General features: G+C 29.2%; 16 protein-coding genes. 14 read left to right on the top strand and 2 right to left on the bottom strand.

Annotated elements, in window-relative coordinates:
• Positions 1-12: 12 nt before the first annotated feature.
• Together GPX08_RS16275 and GPX08_RS16270 are read left to right on the top strand one after the other, a co-directional pair.
• A complete protein-coding gene (locus GPX08_RS16275) occupies positions 13-1107 on the top strand; it encodes a DUF871 family protein (RefSeq protein ID WP_156627865.1) in 1095 nt (364 codons plus the stop codon).
• Positions 1108-1117: 10 nt separating this feature from the next.
• On the top strand, positions 1118-2074 hold the full coding sequence (locus GPX08_RS16270) for an acyl-CoA reductase (protein ID WP_156627864.1): 957 nt from the start codon (positions 1118-1120) through the stop codon (positions 2072-2074).
• A 198-nt stretch (positions 2075-2272) separates the two neighbouring features.
• Here GPX08_RS16270 and GPX08_RS16265 read toward each other — a convergent pair whose 3' ends face one another.
• Positions 2273-3025 (bottom strand): SIS domain-containing protein, encoded by a 753-nt coding sequence (locus GPX08_RS16265; protein ID WP_156627863.1) that lies wholly within the window; start codon positions 3023-3025, stop codon positions 2273-2275.
• A gap of 193 nt (positions 3026-3218) precedes the next feature.
• On the opposite strand from GPX08_RS16265, the gene GPX08_RS16260 reads away from it, so the two are divergent.
• Positions 3219-4541 (top strand): 6-phospho-alpha-glucosidase, encoded by a 1323-nt coding sequence (locus GPX08_RS16260; protein WP_156627862.1) that lies wholly within the window; start codon positions 3219-3221, stop codon positions 4539-4541.
• Positions 4542-4742: 201 nt separating this feature from the next.
• Positions 4743-6305: a PTS glucose transporter subunit IIB gene (locus GPX08_RS16255; RefSeq protein WP_156627861.1), complete on the top strand. Its 1563-nt coding sequence runs from the start codon at positions 4743-4745 to the stop codon at positions 6303-6305.
• A gap of 139 nt (positions 6306-6444) precedes the next feature.
• Here GPX08_RS16255 and GPX08_RS16250 read toward each other — a convergent pair whose 3' ends face one another.
• On the bottom strand, positions 6445-7623 hold the full coding sequence (locus GPX08_RS16250; protein WP_156627860.1) for a cation diffusion facilitator family transporter: 1179 nt from the start codon (positions 7621-7623) through the stop codon (positions 6445-6447).
• 326 nt (positions 7624-7949) lie between these two features.
• On the opposite strand from GPX08_RS16250, the gene GPX08_RS16245 reads away from it, so the two are divergent.
• From GPX08_RS16245 to GPX08_RS16200, 10 genes are all read left to right on the top strand, one after another.
• Complete coding sequence (locus tag GPX08_RS16245; RefSeq protein WP_156627859.1) at positions 7950-9245, top strand: M18 family aminopeptidase; 1296 nt, start codon at positions 7950-7952, stop codon at positions 9243-9245.
• Between the two features lie 465 nt (positions 9246-9710).
• Positions 9711-9875 (top strand): hypothetical protein, encoded by a 165-nt coding sequence (locus GPX08_RS16240; RefSeq protein WP_156627858.1) that lies wholly within the window; start codon positions 9711-9713, stop codon positions 9873-9875.
• Between the two features lie 645 nt (positions 9876-10520).
• A complete protein-coding gene (locus GPX08_RS16235; protein WP_156627857.1) occupies positions 10521-11537 on the top strand; it encodes a hypothetical protein in 1017 nt (338 codons plus the stop codon).
• A gap of 12 nt (positions 11538-11549) precedes the next feature.
• A complete protein-coding gene (locus tag GPX08_RS16230) occupies positions 11550-11819 on the top strand; it encodes a hypothetical protein (RefSeq protein WP_156627856.1) in 270 nt (89 codons plus the stop codon).
• A gap of 421 nt (positions 11820-12240) precedes the next feature.
• Positions 12241-12555 carry a hypothetical protein gene (locus GPX08_RS16225; protein WP_156627855.1) on the top strand — a complete coding sequence of 105 codons (315 nt, stop codon included), beginning with the start codon at positions 12241-12243 and terminating at the stop codon, positions 12553-12555.
• On the top strand, positions 12555-12947 hold the full coding sequence (locus tag GPX08_RS16220) for a hypothetical protein (protein WP_156627854.1): 393 nt from the start codon (positions 12555-12557) through the stop codon (positions 12945-12947). Before GPX08_RS16225 ends, GPX08_RS16220 begins: the two co-directional genes overlap by 1 nt.
• 127 nt (positions 12948-13074) lie before the next feature.
• Complete coding sequence (locus tag GPX08_RS16215) at positions 13075-13248, top strand: hypothetical protein (RefSeq protein WP_156627853.1); 174 nt, start codon at positions 13075-13077, stop codon at positions 13246-13248.
• Complete coding sequence (locus GPX08_RS16210; RefSeq protein WP_156627852.1) at positions 13206-13493, top strand: hypothetical protein; 288 nt, start codon at positions 13206-13208, stop codon at positions 13491-13493. The genes GPX08_RS16215 and GPX08_RS16210 overlap by 43 nt, the downstream gene beginning before the upstream one ends.
• Before the next feature lie 437 nt (positions 13494-13930).
• A complete protein-coding gene (gene murQ, locus GPX08_RS16205) occupies positions 13931-14836 on the top strand; it encodes an N-acetylmuramic acid 6-phosphate etherase (protein WP_156627851.1) in 906 nt (301 codons plus the stop codon).
• 30 nt (positions 14837-14866) lie between these two features.
• On the top strand, positions 14867-16228 hold the full coding sequence (locus tag GPX08_RS16200) for a PTS sugar transporter subunit IIC (RefSeq protein ID WP_156627850.1): 1362 nt from the start codon (positions 14867-14869) through the stop codon (positions 16226-16228).
• Positions 16229-16609: the final 381 nt, after the last annotated feature.

Genomic DNA, 16609 nt, shown 5'->3' with positions numbered 1-16609 from the left:
GAGGTGAATTTTATGGGGAAACTAGGGATATCAATATATCCAGAAAAGACAACTGAAGAATTAATTTTTAATTATATAGATATGGCAAGTAAGTATGGCTTTAGTAGAATATTTTCATGCTTACTTTCTGTGAATGATACTAGAGAAAATATAAAAAATAAGTTTAAGAATATAAATGACTATGCTAAAGAAAGAGACTTTGAAATCATAGTTGATGTAAGTCCTAGAGTTTTCAATGAATTAGGTATTAGTTATAAGGATTTAAGCTTTTTCAAGGAAATTGGAGCAGATGGTTTAAGGTTAGATATGGGCTTTACAGGATCAGAGGAGTCTTTAATGACTTATAATGATGAGGAATTAAAGATTGAAATTAATATGAGTAATAATACTAATTATATAGATACAATAATAGATTATATGCCAAATAAAGATAATCTTATAGCTTGTCACAATTTCTATCCACATAGATATAGCGGATTAAATTTTAATCATTTTATGAAGTGTACAGAGAGATTTAATAAATTTGGACTTAGAACAGCTGCTTTTATAACTAGTCAAAATGAAAGTACTTTCGGACCTTGGCCGGTAACAGATGGATTATCAACTTTAGAGATTCATAGAAACTTACCAATAGAAGTACAAGCAAAGCATCTTATATCATTAGGAAATATAAATGATATTATAATTTCTAATTGTTATCCAAGTGAAGATGAAATGAAAAGTTTAGGCTCGATGAGAAAGGATATGGTAACATTTGATTTACATCTTGCAGATGGAGTTCCTGAAATAGAGAAAAATATATTATTTGAAGAAAAACACTTTAATAGAGGAGATTTCTCAGACAATTTAATTAGATCTACTCAAAGTAGAGTTAAGTATAAGGGTCATAATTTTAAATTATTTAATGCTCCTGAAATAATAAAAAGAGGGGATGTAGTAATTGAAAGTAGCGAATATGGCCATTATGCTGGAGAACTACAAATTGCATTAAGTGATATGAGAAATAGTGGAAAATCAAATGTTGTAGGTCATATTAGGGAAGAGGAAATATTTATATTAGATTATATTAGACCATGGCAAAAATTTAATTTTAACTTGGCTAAATAGGGAGGTATCTATGTACTTTTTAGGTGTTGATGGTGGTGGAACTAAAACTTGTTTTACCTTAATTAATGAGACAGGAAAAGTTATAAATAAAGTTATTAAAGGGTCTTCGCACCCTACTCAAATAGGATTTGGGAACTTGGAAAAGCTTCTTAAAGAAGGATTAGAGGAAACAATAAATAATAGTAATATATTTAAAAAGGATATTGAAAGGGTGCATTTAGGACTTGCTGGATATGGAATTGTAAAAGAAATTGCTGAAGGAATATTGGAAGTAGTAGATAAAGTTTTTAGTGGAGTTAAGTATAATTTAAGCAGTGATGTAAGGGTTGCAATAGCTGGTGCCTTAGCAGGAGAAGATGGAATTAATATTGTAGCTGGAACAGGCTCTATAGCATTAGCTTTGAGAAATAATGAAATAATAAGGTGTGGAGGCTGGGGATACTCTGTGGGGGATGAAGCTTCTGCATACTGGATAGGAAAGAAAACTATAGAGTTATTTAGTAAAGAAAGCGATGGACGTATAGAAAAGGGACCATTATATGAGATGATAAAAACTAATTTAGGTTTAACTAGGGATGCTGAAATAATTTCATATGTAAATGATAAGATAAAAGGAGATAGAATGGAAATAGCGAAGCTTGCTAAGATATCTTCAGAAGCAGCTAAACTAGGAGATGAAGGAGCTATAGCTATATTTAACGAAGCAGCTGTTGAACTTGTAGAAATGATTAAAGCCTTATTAAAAAATTATAGTAATGATCTGGTTAGAGTCTCATATTCAGGTGGAGTATTTAAAAGTGGAGATTTAATACTTAATCCATTAAATAATATGTTAAAAGGATATAATGTTGAATTAGTAGAACCAATATTATCACCAGATATTGGAGCATGCTTACTTGCTTATACTGAATCAGGAAATAATATTAATGCTAGGTTTTTAGAAAATTTATTAAGCGATAAAAGATAAACGGTAAAATGTAAGAGGTAAAAGATAAAAGTTAAAAGATAAAAATTTATGGAAAAGTAGCAAGTAGAGAGATGATTGTAATAATGAAAAAAACTCCTAATGGAGTTTTAAAAATAAATAAGATTAATTATAAATTGTTATCTGACTTCTTGGGGAGAGAAAATCTTATAAGAAATAAGATGGTATTATAATTAAAGTTTATAGATATTTTTCTAAATATCTATAAAATACATATTCAGCTAATATAAGTGCTTGAATTCTTGAGCGAATGCTAATATCATTTTTATTAAAGGAAGTTGATGTTATAAAAAGTGATTTATCAGCAATTTTACTTTGAGAGTTGTTGCTGATATCTGTTAAGGAGATAATTTTAGCACCATTAGTTTTTGCTATACTTAAAGCTTTAATAACCTGTTTAGTTTCACCAGAAAGGGATACAGCAAAAATAGTATCATTCTCAGTAGCTGAAGCAGCTGCTATATACATCATGCTGCTATCATCATAGTTAAAAGCTATTTTTCCAATTGTTCTAAATTTTTTTGCTACTTCAGAACAAACAAGTCTTGAGGAGCCCTCACCAAAAAATTCTATTCTATTAGATTTATGTAATATATCTATAATTTCTTCAATAATATTCTCATTCACAAGTTCAATAGACTTATTTATGTCATTAAAAAGGTTTGGAGAGTCTGATGTAAGATTGTTGTTAAACCTATCATCAGTGTTTTTTATGTTTAGTGAAAGAGAAGCTTTAAATTCTGCAAATCCAGCAAATCCAAGTTTCTTGGTGAATCTAACAATTGATGCTGGCGAAGTGAAGAGCTTATCTGCTAAATCATTAATTTTAATATTTTTAATTAATTTAGGATTCTTTAAACAAAAATCTAAAATTGTCAAATCAGTCTTATTAAGTTTTTCTGTATTATCAGTTATCATATTATAAAAATCCATTATAAAGCCTCCAAAGCTAGTATTACTGTCAATGTGAAAAAAGTTTCAGGTTATGAAAAACTTTCAACTTATGAATAAAATTGATAAAGCCTGTAAACATATTCACAAACTATTTTATATTATTATAATAATACATGTAGCAGGAATTCGAAACAATAAAAATAGAAATATTTAATTTAAAGGAGCGATATATATGAAAAAGTTTAATGTAACATTAGTTGGTGGGGGAAGTACTTGGACACCAGGTCTATTACAAACATTATGTAAGCTAAAGGAAAGATTCCCTGTAAATAAATTAGTTTTATTTGATATAAATGAAGAAAGACAAGCTGTTATAGGAGAGTTTGCAAAAGTATTATTTAGCGAAGAGTATCCAGAGTTAGATTTTACATATACAACTAAGGTTGAGGAAGCTTATAATGATGTTGATTTTGTATTTATGCAAATGAGAACTGGTGGATACGAAATGAGGGAAAAGGATGAAAAAATTCCTCTAAGCATGGGATTAATTGGACAAGAAACTTGTGGAGCAGGTGGATTTGCTTACGGATTAAGATCTATTAGAGATATGATAAAAACTATTAATGATATAAGAACATATTCAAAGGATGCTTGGATATTAAATTATACTAATCCAGCAGCAATAGTTGCAGAAGCATTAAGAAGAGAATTTCCAGAGGATAAAAAGATATTAAACATATGTGATCAACCAGTAAATCTTTTAAGATCATATGGAAGAATATTAGGAAGAGATTCAAAGGATTTTGAGCCAGTTTACTTTGGATTAAATCACTTTGGATGGTTTACTAATTTATATGATTCAGAAGGTAAAGATTTAGTTCCAGAACTTAAAGCATTAATAAAGGAAAGAGGATTCTTACCAGTAGATGCAGAGCAAAGAGATCAGTCATGGTTAGATACTTATGGAATGGTTAAAGATATGTGTGATGATTTCACAGATTATTTACCAAATACATACCTTCAATATTATTTATATCCTGACTATAAGGTTAAGAAGTTAAACCCTGAATATACAAGAGCTAATGAAGTTATGGATGGAAGAGAAAAACGTGTATTTGAAGAATGTAGAAGGATTGTTGAAGCTGGAACAACAAAAGAATGTCATATGGTTCATAATGATGCACATAGTGAATTTATGATTCAAGTGGCAGAATCAATAGCATATAATCAAGGTAAAATATTCATTGTAATAGTAGAAAATAACGGAACAATAGCTAATATTCAAGATGATGCAATGGTAGAGGTTGCTGCAGTATTAACAGCTAATGGACCTAGACCTCTTGGAGTTGGTAAGATTGGTACATTCTATAAGGGATTAATGGAAGCTCAATTAGCATATGAAAAACTTACTGTAGATGCTTATTATGAAGGATCATATGAAAAAGCTTTACAAGCATTAACGTTAAATAGAACAATTGTTGATGCTCATAAAGCAAGAAAAGTTTTAGATGAATTAATTGATGCTAATAAGGAATATTGGCCAGAATTTAAATAATTTGAATGAAGAATTAAATTATTAGAATGATTTAGGAATTGTGTTAAACTGAATATGCTAATTAATACAACTATTTAGTTAGTATTAATAATATAGGTTTAATACAATTCTTATGACTTAAACTTTAAGTAAAATTTCTAAAGTTAGTTAAAAATCTATGGTTACTATTAAAAAGCTATGACTATGAAGGAGAAAGATAATATGAAAAACTCAAAATATTTCACTGCTTTTCAGCAATTAGGAAAAGTTTTAATGACTCCAGTTATGTTACTACCTATAGCAGGGATTTTATTGGGTATTGGAGCTGCATTTACAAGTAAAAGTGTAGTGCAAATGATGCCATTTCTTGAAAATGATTACGTAAAGTTATTTTTAAATTTATGTAAGTCAGCAGGTAATTCTGTATTTGGTTTTTTACCAATAATATTTGCTATATCAATTGCAATTGGATATGCAAAAAAGGAAAAGGGGATAGCCGCATTAGCAGCAGTTATTTCATTTGTTACTATGCATAATGTTATGAGTACATTACTTATACACTTAGGAAAATTAGATCCAAGCAATATGGCAACTGGACAATCAATGGTAATGGGTATTCCATCATTAGATGTTGGAGTATTTGGCGGTATAATAGTTGGTTTTATGGTGGCTTTCTTACATAATAAATATTATAATATTTCACTACCACCAGTATTAGGAATATTTAGTGGTACAAAGTTTGTTCCAATGATCTCATTATTATGCTCAATAATATTAGGATTTATAATGTCAGGTATATGGCCATTTATTCAAGGAGCATTAACTTCATTAAGTGAAATAATAAATGCAACAGGTGCATTTGGAAGTGTAATATATGGTTTAACAGAACGTGCTTTATTACCATTTGGATTACATCACTTTACTTATTTACCATTCTTCTTTACTAATTTAGGGGGATCTATGGTCATCGATGGAAACGTTGTAGAAGGAGCCGTGAATATTTATCAAGCTCAATTAGCTTCACCAACTGAAATGTTTAATATTGATATTAGTAGATTCTTAATGAATGGTAAGATAATAATTTCTTCCTTTGGATTAGTTGGTGGTGGCCTTGCAATGTATAAAACAGCAAAGCCAGAAAAGAAAAAGTTTGTTAAGGGATTAATACTTGCAGCTGCAATTCCAGCATTCTTCACAGGGATTACAGAACCAATTGAATATGCTTTCTTATTTGTGGCACCAATGCTATTTGTAGTACATTCAATATTCTCAGGGGTAGCATATTTATTAACTTACTTATTAGAAGTAAATATTCCAGGTACAGCAGCATTTGGTGGACCATTCTTAAGTACAATATTTAATGGGGTTATGCAATCAGATAAGGGATCAAATTGGATTTGGGTTCCTATTTTAGGGGTGATTTTCTTCTTTTTATACTATTTCACATTTAAATTTATGATACTAAAATTTAATTATAAAACTCCAGGTAGAGAAGATGATGAAGTAAGTGATGGAACAAATACTGAAGTAGCAGTAAGTAAAGATGAAATAGTTGATTGTATAATAGACGGATTAGGCGGAAAAGATAATATAATTAATGTTGATGCATGTTTTACTCGTTTAAGAGTTAAAGTTAAGGATAAAGAAATAGTTGGAGATAGTGCATTGTGGAAAAAACTTGGAGCTAGTGGATTAGTTAAAGTTAACGATGGTGTACAAATTATTTATGGGGCTAAGGCCGATGTATATAAAACTCAAATAAGAGAATTATTAGGTGTAGATTAATTTAGTAATTCATAGGTAGAGTTAAAATTAAAAGATAGTCTATGTAGTTAGATTATAAAGAAAAAAAGATAAATTAAAAAAGGACTGTTATAAAAAACAGCCCTTTTTTAATTGGGAATAAATAGTTCGTTTTTGTATTTTACATGTAGTCATAATCTAAAGTTATAACGCAGTTATATTGTGGATGCTCTGCTCTAATTGAGTTTTTGATATCTTCAAGCATCTTATCTTGTTTTTTAGCATTTTTTGAAGAAGATGGTGACACTACTATATCAAAAATTAAGTTTTTAATATCTCCTTCACCAACTATTCTAAAATCATGCATTGACTTAATTTCAGGATATCTTCTTAATACTGTTTCTACATAGTCCCAAGTTTCTTTTATTTCATCTGTTATAACGCAAATTGGGTCCATATGAATTACTAAATGTATGTTTAAATCTCTAGAAACTTCTCTTTCTGCGATATCTATTGTATTATGAATTTCCATTATATCTATATCAGAAGGTATTTCAGCATGTAATGAAGCAATAATTCTTCCTGGTCCATAGTTATGAACTATTAAATCATGAACTCCTGAAATAAGTGGATAAGAAAGTACCTTTTCACATATATCATTTACAAGTTCAGGATCTGGAGCTTCTCCTAACAGTGGATTGAGTGTTTCCTTTACTAAACCAAAACCTGCATAAAGTATTGCAAGAGCTACAAAAACACCAATATATCCATCTAGTGGTAGAGTTGTAAACTTAGAAGCTAGAAAAGCTATTACAACTGTACTTGAAGTAAATACATCCCCTAAAGAATCTGCTGCAGCAGCCTTTAATGCTGATGAATTTATTTTATTTCCGATATATTTATTAAAAGTAGATAACCAAACTTTAAAACCTATTGATATTAGTAAAAGTATAAAAGGAACTAATTCAAAAGTTACCACCGTTGGATTTAAGATTCTCTCAACAGAGGACTTAATAAATTGAACTCCAACTAGCATTACTAAAAATGCAACTATAAGTGCAGATAAATATTCAATTCTACCATGTCCAAAAGGATGTTCAGCATCGGCTGGTTTATTAGCCATTTTAAATCCTATTATTGTAATAACTGAGGATCCAGCATCGGATAAATTATTGAATGCATCTGCAGATATAGCTATAGATCCAACAAACATCCCTACAAAGAATTTAATTAAAAATAATATAAAATTAATTACAATTCCAACTACTCCACCTAAGTTTCCATAAGCACTACGAACCTTAGGATCTTTAATGTTCTCATTATTTTTCACAAAAGTATTAACTAGAAATTTTGAAATCATTCAATCACTCCTATCTATTTTAGTATTTCAAAAATTATTACATAAACATCTATAAAATATAAATCTTTTACACATAAACATATTATACAATAAATCATAGTTTCAATTAATAATTTATATGGTTAATATTATTATGAGACAAAAATATATTAATATCAATTATACTAGATTTCTAGTGAAAGAGCATTATTTTAGTTAAGTTAAGTAGATTAAAAGTTTAATTATAAATTATTAAATTTTATTCGCTATTTGTTAATTGTGCCAATATATTATACTTGTTATGGTATAATATATTTATTAATATTTTTATTTTTAGGAGGAAAACGATGGAAAAAGAATTAGCTTTAGATTTAATTGATTTCTTATACAATAGTCCAACAGCATATCATTCTGTAAAGACTGTAAAAGAAAGATTAGATTTAAATGGATTTACTGAAGTAAAAGAAAATGATAAGTGGAACTTACAAAAAGATGGTAAGTATTATGTTATAAAAAATGACTCAGCTCTTATAGCGTTCACTGTAGGTAACGGAGAGTTGGAAGAAGATGGATTTAAGCTTATAGGAGCACATACAGATTCACCTGGATTTAGAATTAAAGCAAATCCTGAAATGGTTTCTGAAGGAAAGTACTTAAAACTTAACACTGAAGTTTATGGTGGACCTATTTTATATACTTGGTTTGATAGGCCATTAGGTATAGCTGGTAAGGTTTCTTTAAGGGGAAAATCACCTTTAAAACCAGAAGTAAAACTTGTAAATATTAATAAGCCTTTATTAATTATCCCAAGTGTTGCAATTCATATGAATAGATCTGTAAATGAAGGTTTTGCAGTTAATAAGCAAAAAGATACTTTACCTTTATTATCATTAATAAATGAAAAGTTTGAGAAAAACAATTATTTAGTAAATGCTATAGCTAAAGAATTAAATGTAGATGCAGAGAGCATCTTAGGTTTTGATTTAGGATTATATGAAATAGAAAAAGGATCATTAACTGGAATTAATGAAGAATTTATATCAGCTGGAAGACTAGACGATATGTGGATGGTTTATGCTGGGATAAAAGCTTTAATTGATAGTAAATCTAACAAGTCAACTAAGGTTATGGTTTGTATGGATAATGAAGAAATAGGAAGCTTAACTCCTCAAGGAGCAAATTCAGCACTTCTATTAAATATATTAGAAAGAATAGCATTAGCTTTAGGAAAAAATAGAGAAGAATTACATAGAGCTTTAGCTAATTCAATTATGATATCAGCAGACTTAGCTCATGCAGTTCATCCAAATGCTGAAGAAAAACATGATCCAACTAATAGACCAGTTCTAGGAAATGGACCAGTTTTAAAAACAGCTGCATCTGGAAGCTATAGCACAGATAGCTACAATGCTGCAATATTTGAAGGGCTTTGCAGTGCTGCAAATGTTCCATATCAAAAGTTCTTTAATAGATCAGATGTTAGAGGTGGAACAACTATAGGTCCAATAACATCTTCATTATTAACTATTCCAGTTATGGATATGGGTGCACCGTTATTATCAATGCACTCAATTAGAGAACTTGCAACTGTAATAGATAATGTTTATAGCGTGAAGTTATTTACTGAATTCTTTAACGCATAAGATTTAAAATGCGCAGCATTTTAAAATGAAAAAATTAAGAGAATGAAAGAATGAAAAAATGAAGGAAGAGGTTTTGCAATGCAAAACCTCTTTTGTTTTAAAGATTTCCTTCGAAAAATCTGTAAGGATTTTTTTAGGTATTCTTTCATTTTTTAATTTTTTCATTCTTTCATTCATAAAATGCTACGCATTTTATGAAATACATGCATCTTATATCTATATTTAGTAAATATAAATAGATGGCCATAAGAGAAATGGATTCAAAGAGAAGTTCTAATTCTTTACTCAGATAAACCTGGGTTTATTTTTTGTGAAAATATATTGAAGTAATTTTCAGTAATTATATGGGAAAATAAGTAAATACTATGTTAAAATGTATATATAAAATGAAAGTTAATGTGAGATATAAGATAAAGGGGTGAAAATTGAATTTATAAGGAGGTTAGAGAAATAGGTAAGAGATTAATGGTGGATACAGAAGTTGCAAAGTACTTTATTAGAAATAATCTTATGCCAATCTTAAGGGAGCTTGATGGAGAGATAGAGGACCTAGAGGGCTTAAAAAGGAAGCTTGGCTCTTTAAACAGATATTATAGTAGAAATAGTAATATGCTTAGTGATATAAAGTGATTCTTATCTTCAGGTGGAGTTTTCTTAATAGGAATACCCTACTCCATCTGAAGATTAGAAGAACTAATCCAGGCGTGTAGCAGTGCTTAGCTCCCACTTATAGAAGGTGGGAGTGTTAGCAATGGTAGCGATCGGATAAACTCTGCATTAAGAGAGGTAAATGGGGATTATGATAAACTTCAAGATTTTATAAATAACTTTAAATCTTTTATAGAAAATATAGAAGAGGTAGATGAAAGCTTAGCAAAGAAGTTTAAGAATGATGTTAAAGAATACTGCAATACAAATGGAATAGAGACTACAGAGTGGTACGACACATTATTAAATTTCGTTCAAGGAGCTTTAGATATAGTTGGGTTTATTCCAGTAGTAGGAGATATAGCAGATTTAGTAAATGCAGTAATATCAGCCTTTAGGGGAGACTGGCTTGCAGTAGGAATTTCCCTAATTGCAATAATACCACTAGTAGGGGATTCCTTTAAATTCTTAAAATATACAGACGAAGCGGCAGCCTTATTAAAGTATGGTGATGAAGTTGTAGATATAGGTGGAGCAATTGCTAAAGAAGGAGCTCAAAAAGCAAGTAAAAAGGCTGGCAAAGAATTTACTGAAAAAGCTATAAAAGATCCAGATGCAGCAAAGAAAATGCTAGATACAACCATGGATATGGGAAATGGAAAGCACTATATAAAGAATAAAAAAGGATATGATTTTGAATTTGATATAAATAAAACGGATATACATTCAGATAGCAGAGAAGTCATTATGGCAGGATGCTTTTTAGGAGAAACGAAAGTAAAAACAGAATGTGGACTTACATTTATAAGAGATATAAAAGCTGGAGAGAAAGTATTAACTGTAAATGAAGAAAATGGACAAGAAGAATATAAAGAAGTGAAAGAAGTATTTATAAGAAGTAGTAGTGAAATTTGTATTATAAAGATTGGAAATGATATAATAAAAACAACGACAGGCCATTTGTTTAAAGTAAAAGATAAATGGTGGACGGCAGCAGTAAATATTGATAAAGGCGACTATTTATATAGTGAAAATAATGAATACTTAGAAGTTGACGAAGTACATGTAGAGAAGAATAACTATCCAAGTTATGTCTATAATTTAAGTATAGATGAAAATCATAACTACTTTGTAGGTGAAGAGCAAGTATTAGTACATAATATGGCTAATATGAAGAGCTGTTCTCAACCTATTGAGGGGGTTAGTAAAGCTACTGACTATGGAAAATATTCAACAATAATTGATGATAAGGTAAAAGTAATTGATAAGGTAGATTTACCAGAATGGATAGGTGAGTCATTTACTGATGGAAATTATAGGACAGTTGTAACAGAGCAGAATATTACTTTTTATAGAACTTATGGTGGTGGAGCAAAAGTTGATGGTTCTTTCGTAACTACTACACCAGCAGGAAATAGAATTAATGCAAAGATTAATACTGCATTAGTTCCAGAATGGAAAAATTCAAGACAATATGAAGCAGTTATAGAAGTACCTAAAGGTACAACAATAAATATTGGTAGAGTTGAGAAACAATACACTAAAACTGGAGCATTACTTGGAGGTGATGGTGACCAAATTTTATTACCACAAGGATGGTCATCAGAATGGATAAAAGAAATAAGAGAAGTACCAAGTAGATAGGAGGAAAATGAAGTGGATATAAAAAGAGCGTTATTAGAACAAATAGAAATTGTGATAAAGAAACTTGAAATGGAATATGAGGATGAAATTAATAGTGGTATAATGCAACTGATATACAAAAGATATATAAATGCATTAGATATTCTAAAAAATGACAAAGATATAAATCAAATTAATATAATTGGTGGGGTAAGAGCTTATATGGACAGCTATAATGATTATAATAATCCATTACTAGGAGAGTTGCATAAAGCAGAAAAATTAAATAAGCAATTAGTATAAAACTAGATATAAAATTAAATAATAACTAAATTCATAATAATTAAAGTTAATATAGTATAGCAATACAAATAAAATATAAGGATTAGTTACTGCATAATCTAAATAATGCAGTAAAAGGTTTTAAAAGGTTAATGTTTTAGTAAATAGAGCATTAATCTTTTTTCTTGCAATGATAAAATTGAATATATAATGCCTAGTGTAGATATATGAGAAATTGCATTATAAAATAAAGTTAGCAAATTAAAGGAAATTAATGTTAAAAATCACTGTATAACAGAAAAAAATGATAAGTGAGTAAATGTAGTTAAAAAACAGTGTAAAGTATTGAAAATACTAGGTTTATAGAAAAGATAGACTCTGCCCCAAGGGGGTAAGTAATCCTAATTCTATACCAGAGGAATTTTATAAATATAATGGAGGAATGGATAAAGTAGATACTATAAGTATACATGCCGAAAAACATGTATATAATCCTGAAGTTATATCGACAAAGAAGAAAACTCAATTCGGAAAAGATATAGATATTTTAAAGTTGAGAGAAGATACTATGTTACATCCAGATTCTATTGTATATAATGATGAACAGAATGTAATAAAGTATGTTAAAGAATATGATTTTAATATAAGTACTCCAGATACAACAACAGGACAACATAGAGTATTTATAAATTTAAGTCCAAAAGCGGGAAAAACTAATAGAAATTCACAATTTCAATTATATACAGGAGGTAATTAATGTTAGATATTGAAAAGAGATTAAATATAAAATTTCCTAAGGAGTATATAGATTTCATAAATAATATAGATGCTATAAATGGTAAAAAAATTATATTATTAGATGAAGAAGAAAATAAAGTAATAAAAAATTTTCTGAGTTTAGACGAAGAGATAGAAGATAGTATAATTCAAATATATAATGAATATAGAAATATAATGTTAGAAGGTGTTATTCCAATAGCAACAACAGAGGACGAAGATTATATATGTTTATATTATGAAACTGATAGAGAAAACTTACTTAAGGTAATAATATGGTCATATGAATTAGCATTAGATCAGTATGGAGAAGGGATGTTTTCTGTTTCAAATTCATTTAGCGAATTTATAGAAAAGTTACTAATAGAATAATTTAATAATATTACAATTTGAAAGCCTCTGGATTAGTTCCAGAGGTTTTCTTGAAAAATATAATTATCTTTAAATAAAATGTACAAAGATAATTGGTATTAATAGATTATATATGGAGGTTTAAATAATGAAGGAAGAGATACAAAAATTAATAGAAGAGTATTCAGAAGATGCGATTTTTACGGGGAAAATTTCTAGTGATGATATTATTGAAAGTACTATAACGGAGTTAGGAGTTAATATACCTAACGATTATAGATGGTTTCTAAAAACTATGGGCAAGGAGGAATTGGTGGAGTAGAAATTCTAGGTATATCAAAAATGAATAAAGCAGTCTTTAAGGATAAAACATTAGAATATAGAAATCATGGATTACCAAATAATTTAATAGTAGTAGAAAGTTGTGATGAATGGCTATATTGTATAGATGTAGATACTGAAAAGGTAGTTTCATGGGATAGAATAAATGGAGTACTAGGTGAAAGATATGCTACATTTTTAGAGTGTTTGATTGATAGATTTAATGATGAAATAGAAAATATGTAATTTTAATTAAGTTGGAGAATGCATAATAAAGAATTAATTAGATGCATAATAAATAGTAATATTAGAATATTGTAAAATCAATATATGAAAGAAATTTTAATACTGCATAACTTAAATAATGCAGTTAAGGAAGTTAAAAGGATTAATGTTTTAGTAAATGGAGCATTAATCTTTTTTAATTATTTCAATTGGTTATATCGATTTATAATATGTGAAATTTTATTTCACATATTGAAATTGGAAAACATATAAAATAGTATATAAATCGTTTCAATTAATATGATTACCTCTAAATATGAAATGTTAAGTCAAAAAAAATCATAAATTATGAAATACTATTAATTTTATTAAAGAAAGGTATTGAAATATCATTTCACATATGCTATTATAATATCGTAGTAAACGGTTTACATGCTTACTAAATTCGGAGGTATTATATGAAGAAAATAGATTTAGAAAAGTTAACGACTGAAAGTAGAAATCAAAACACATTAAATATAGATAAGGTTTCTACATTAGAAATGGTAAAAATGATAAATGATGAAGATAAAAAAGTAGCAGTAGCAGTAGAAGCAGAATTACCTAGAATTGCAGAAGCAATAGATGAAATTGTTATAAGATTACATAAGGGGGGAAGACTAATATACATTGGTGCTGGAACATCAGGAAGATTAGGTATCTTAGATGCTTCAGAATGTCCACCAACTTATGGAGTTTCAGAAGAGTTAGTACAAGGTGTAATTGCTGGCGGTAAGGAAGCTATATTTAGAGCAAAAGAAGGAGCAGAAGATTCAAAAGAATTAGCTGTTACTGATTTAAAGAATAAGAATATAACTGAAAATGATGTTATTGTTGGACTAGCAGCTTCAGGAAGAACACCATATGTAATAGGTGGATTAGAATATGCAAATGAAATTGGAGCAATGACTATATCTATTACTTGTAACGCTGATTCAGAAGTTTCAAAGACGGCAAAAATTTCAATAGCACCAGTTGTTGGAGCAGAAGTTGTAACAGGTTCTACTAGATTAAAATCAGGTACTGCACAAAAATTAGTTTTAAATATGTTATCAACAGGAACTATGATTAAGCTTGGTAAGGTATATGGAAACTTAATGGTTGATGTAAGAGCAACAAATGAAAAGCTTGTTGAGAGAGCAAAGAGAATAGTTTGCGAAGCAACAGGAGTAACTAGAGAAGAAGCAGGGAAGTATTTAGAAGAAACAAATTCAGATGTTAAACTTTCAATATTTATGATTCTTTCAAAGTTAGAACAAGAAGAAGCTAGAAAAGTTCTTGAAAATAGCAAGGGCTATATAGCGGAAGCGCTAAAAAATATTTAATTAAATCTAAATTAAATGGAGGAATAGGCTATGACAAATTTAGAAATTGCTAAAAACTTAGTTGAATTAGTTGGTGGAAAGGATAATATAAAATCTGTTGCTAACTGCATGACTCGTTGTAGAATGGAGCTTGTTGATTATTCTAAGGCTGATATTGAGGCTATTAAGAAATCAGAAGGTGCTCTAGGAGTAGTAAATGCAGAAGGACAACTTCAAGTAATATATGGACCCGGAAAAGTAAATAAAGTTACAGCAGAAGTTAGTAAGTTAGTTGGTAAAAAAGTACTTATTGGTGAAGATGCTGTTAAAGCAACTAAAGAAAAATTAAAAGCAAAAAATGATACTAAGTTTAAAAATATATTAAAGAAATTAGGAAATGTATTTATTCCATTAATTCCATTATTCGTTGCATGTGGATTAGTACTTGCAGTTAATAATATTTGTGGAGTTCAATTTGGTGATGCTTACAAAACAACTACAGCAGCACAAATTATAGGTCTTATAGGTAACGGTGTATTCTCAATTCTTTCAATATTAGTTGGTGTAAATGCAGCTAAAGAATTTGGTTCTGAAATGCCTATGATGGGTGGGGTTCTAGGTGGAATCTTATCATCATCAGCATTAGCTAACATTACTATTTTCGGTAAAGCATTAACTCCAGGACGTGGCGGAATTATTTCAGTTATTTTAGTAGTAGTTTTATCAGTTTATATTGAAAAGGCATGTAGAAAATTTGTGCCAGATGTATTAGATTTATTTGTTACTCCATTAGTAACTTTAACTATATCAGTTTTAGCAGCATTATTTGTACTTCAACCAGTTGGTGGATTTATATCAGATTCAATTGGATTAATTGTAGCTCAAACTATAGCTTCAGATAATATGATTATTTCAGTTCTTTCAGGAACTATTTCAGGTGCTCTATTCCTACCATTAGTTATGACTGGAATGCACCAAGCATTAACTCCAATACATGCAGACTTAATTGCAAATGTAGGATATACAGTATTACTTCCAATACTAGCAACAGCAGGTATGGCTCAAGTTGGAGCAACTATTGCAGTACTTAGAAGAACTAAGAATGAAAGATTAAAGAAAACAGCTAAGAACGGACTAGTACCAGGATTCTTAGGAATTGGAGAACCTCTAATTTACGGTATAACATTACCTTTAGGTAAACCTTTCCTTGGAGCTTGTTTAGGAGCAGGTGTTGGTGGAGCTGTTATGGCATTCTTTAAAGTTGGAGCAGTAGCTATGGGAGTTTCAGGATTACCACTAGCATTATTAATAGCAGATGGAAAGATATTAGTATTCTTAATTGGTGTTTTAGTATCATACGTAGCAGGATATTTATTCACTGAAATGCTTGGATTCGAAGACCCAGTGGAATAATTAAGAATGAAAAATTAATAATGAAAAATTAAGGTTGAAATTCAGATGGCTGAATTTCTGAAAATAAATAGCTTTAATTTAAGAAACTCAGGCTGGTCCTGAGTTTCATCAACAATTGTAAACTGTCAATTGAAAATTCCTTCCCCTTTTAATTGGAATTTTTATATTAAGATAGAAAGTGTAGTTATGATGTAAGCCTAAGTTACTATAATTTACTATAAGTAATGGGTAATTACCTATAGCTACATTTTTCTTTAATAAAAATTAAAGAATGAAAAAATGATGGAGGAAATTCAACTCGTTGAATTTTTACCTTTAGTGGTTTAAAGAAGAACAACTCTATCTTTAGGGAAAAATTATATATAAGTAGTTTCGGTGACT

Source organism: Clostridium tertium, from assembly GCF_902652255.1.
Taxonomy (GTDB): Bacteria; Bacillota; Clostridia; order Clostridiales; family Clostridiaceae; genus Clostridium; species Clostridium tertium_A.
The sequence above is the reverse complement of the archived record's forward strand: the minus strand, read 5'-3'. Positions and strand labels throughout refer to the sequence as shown.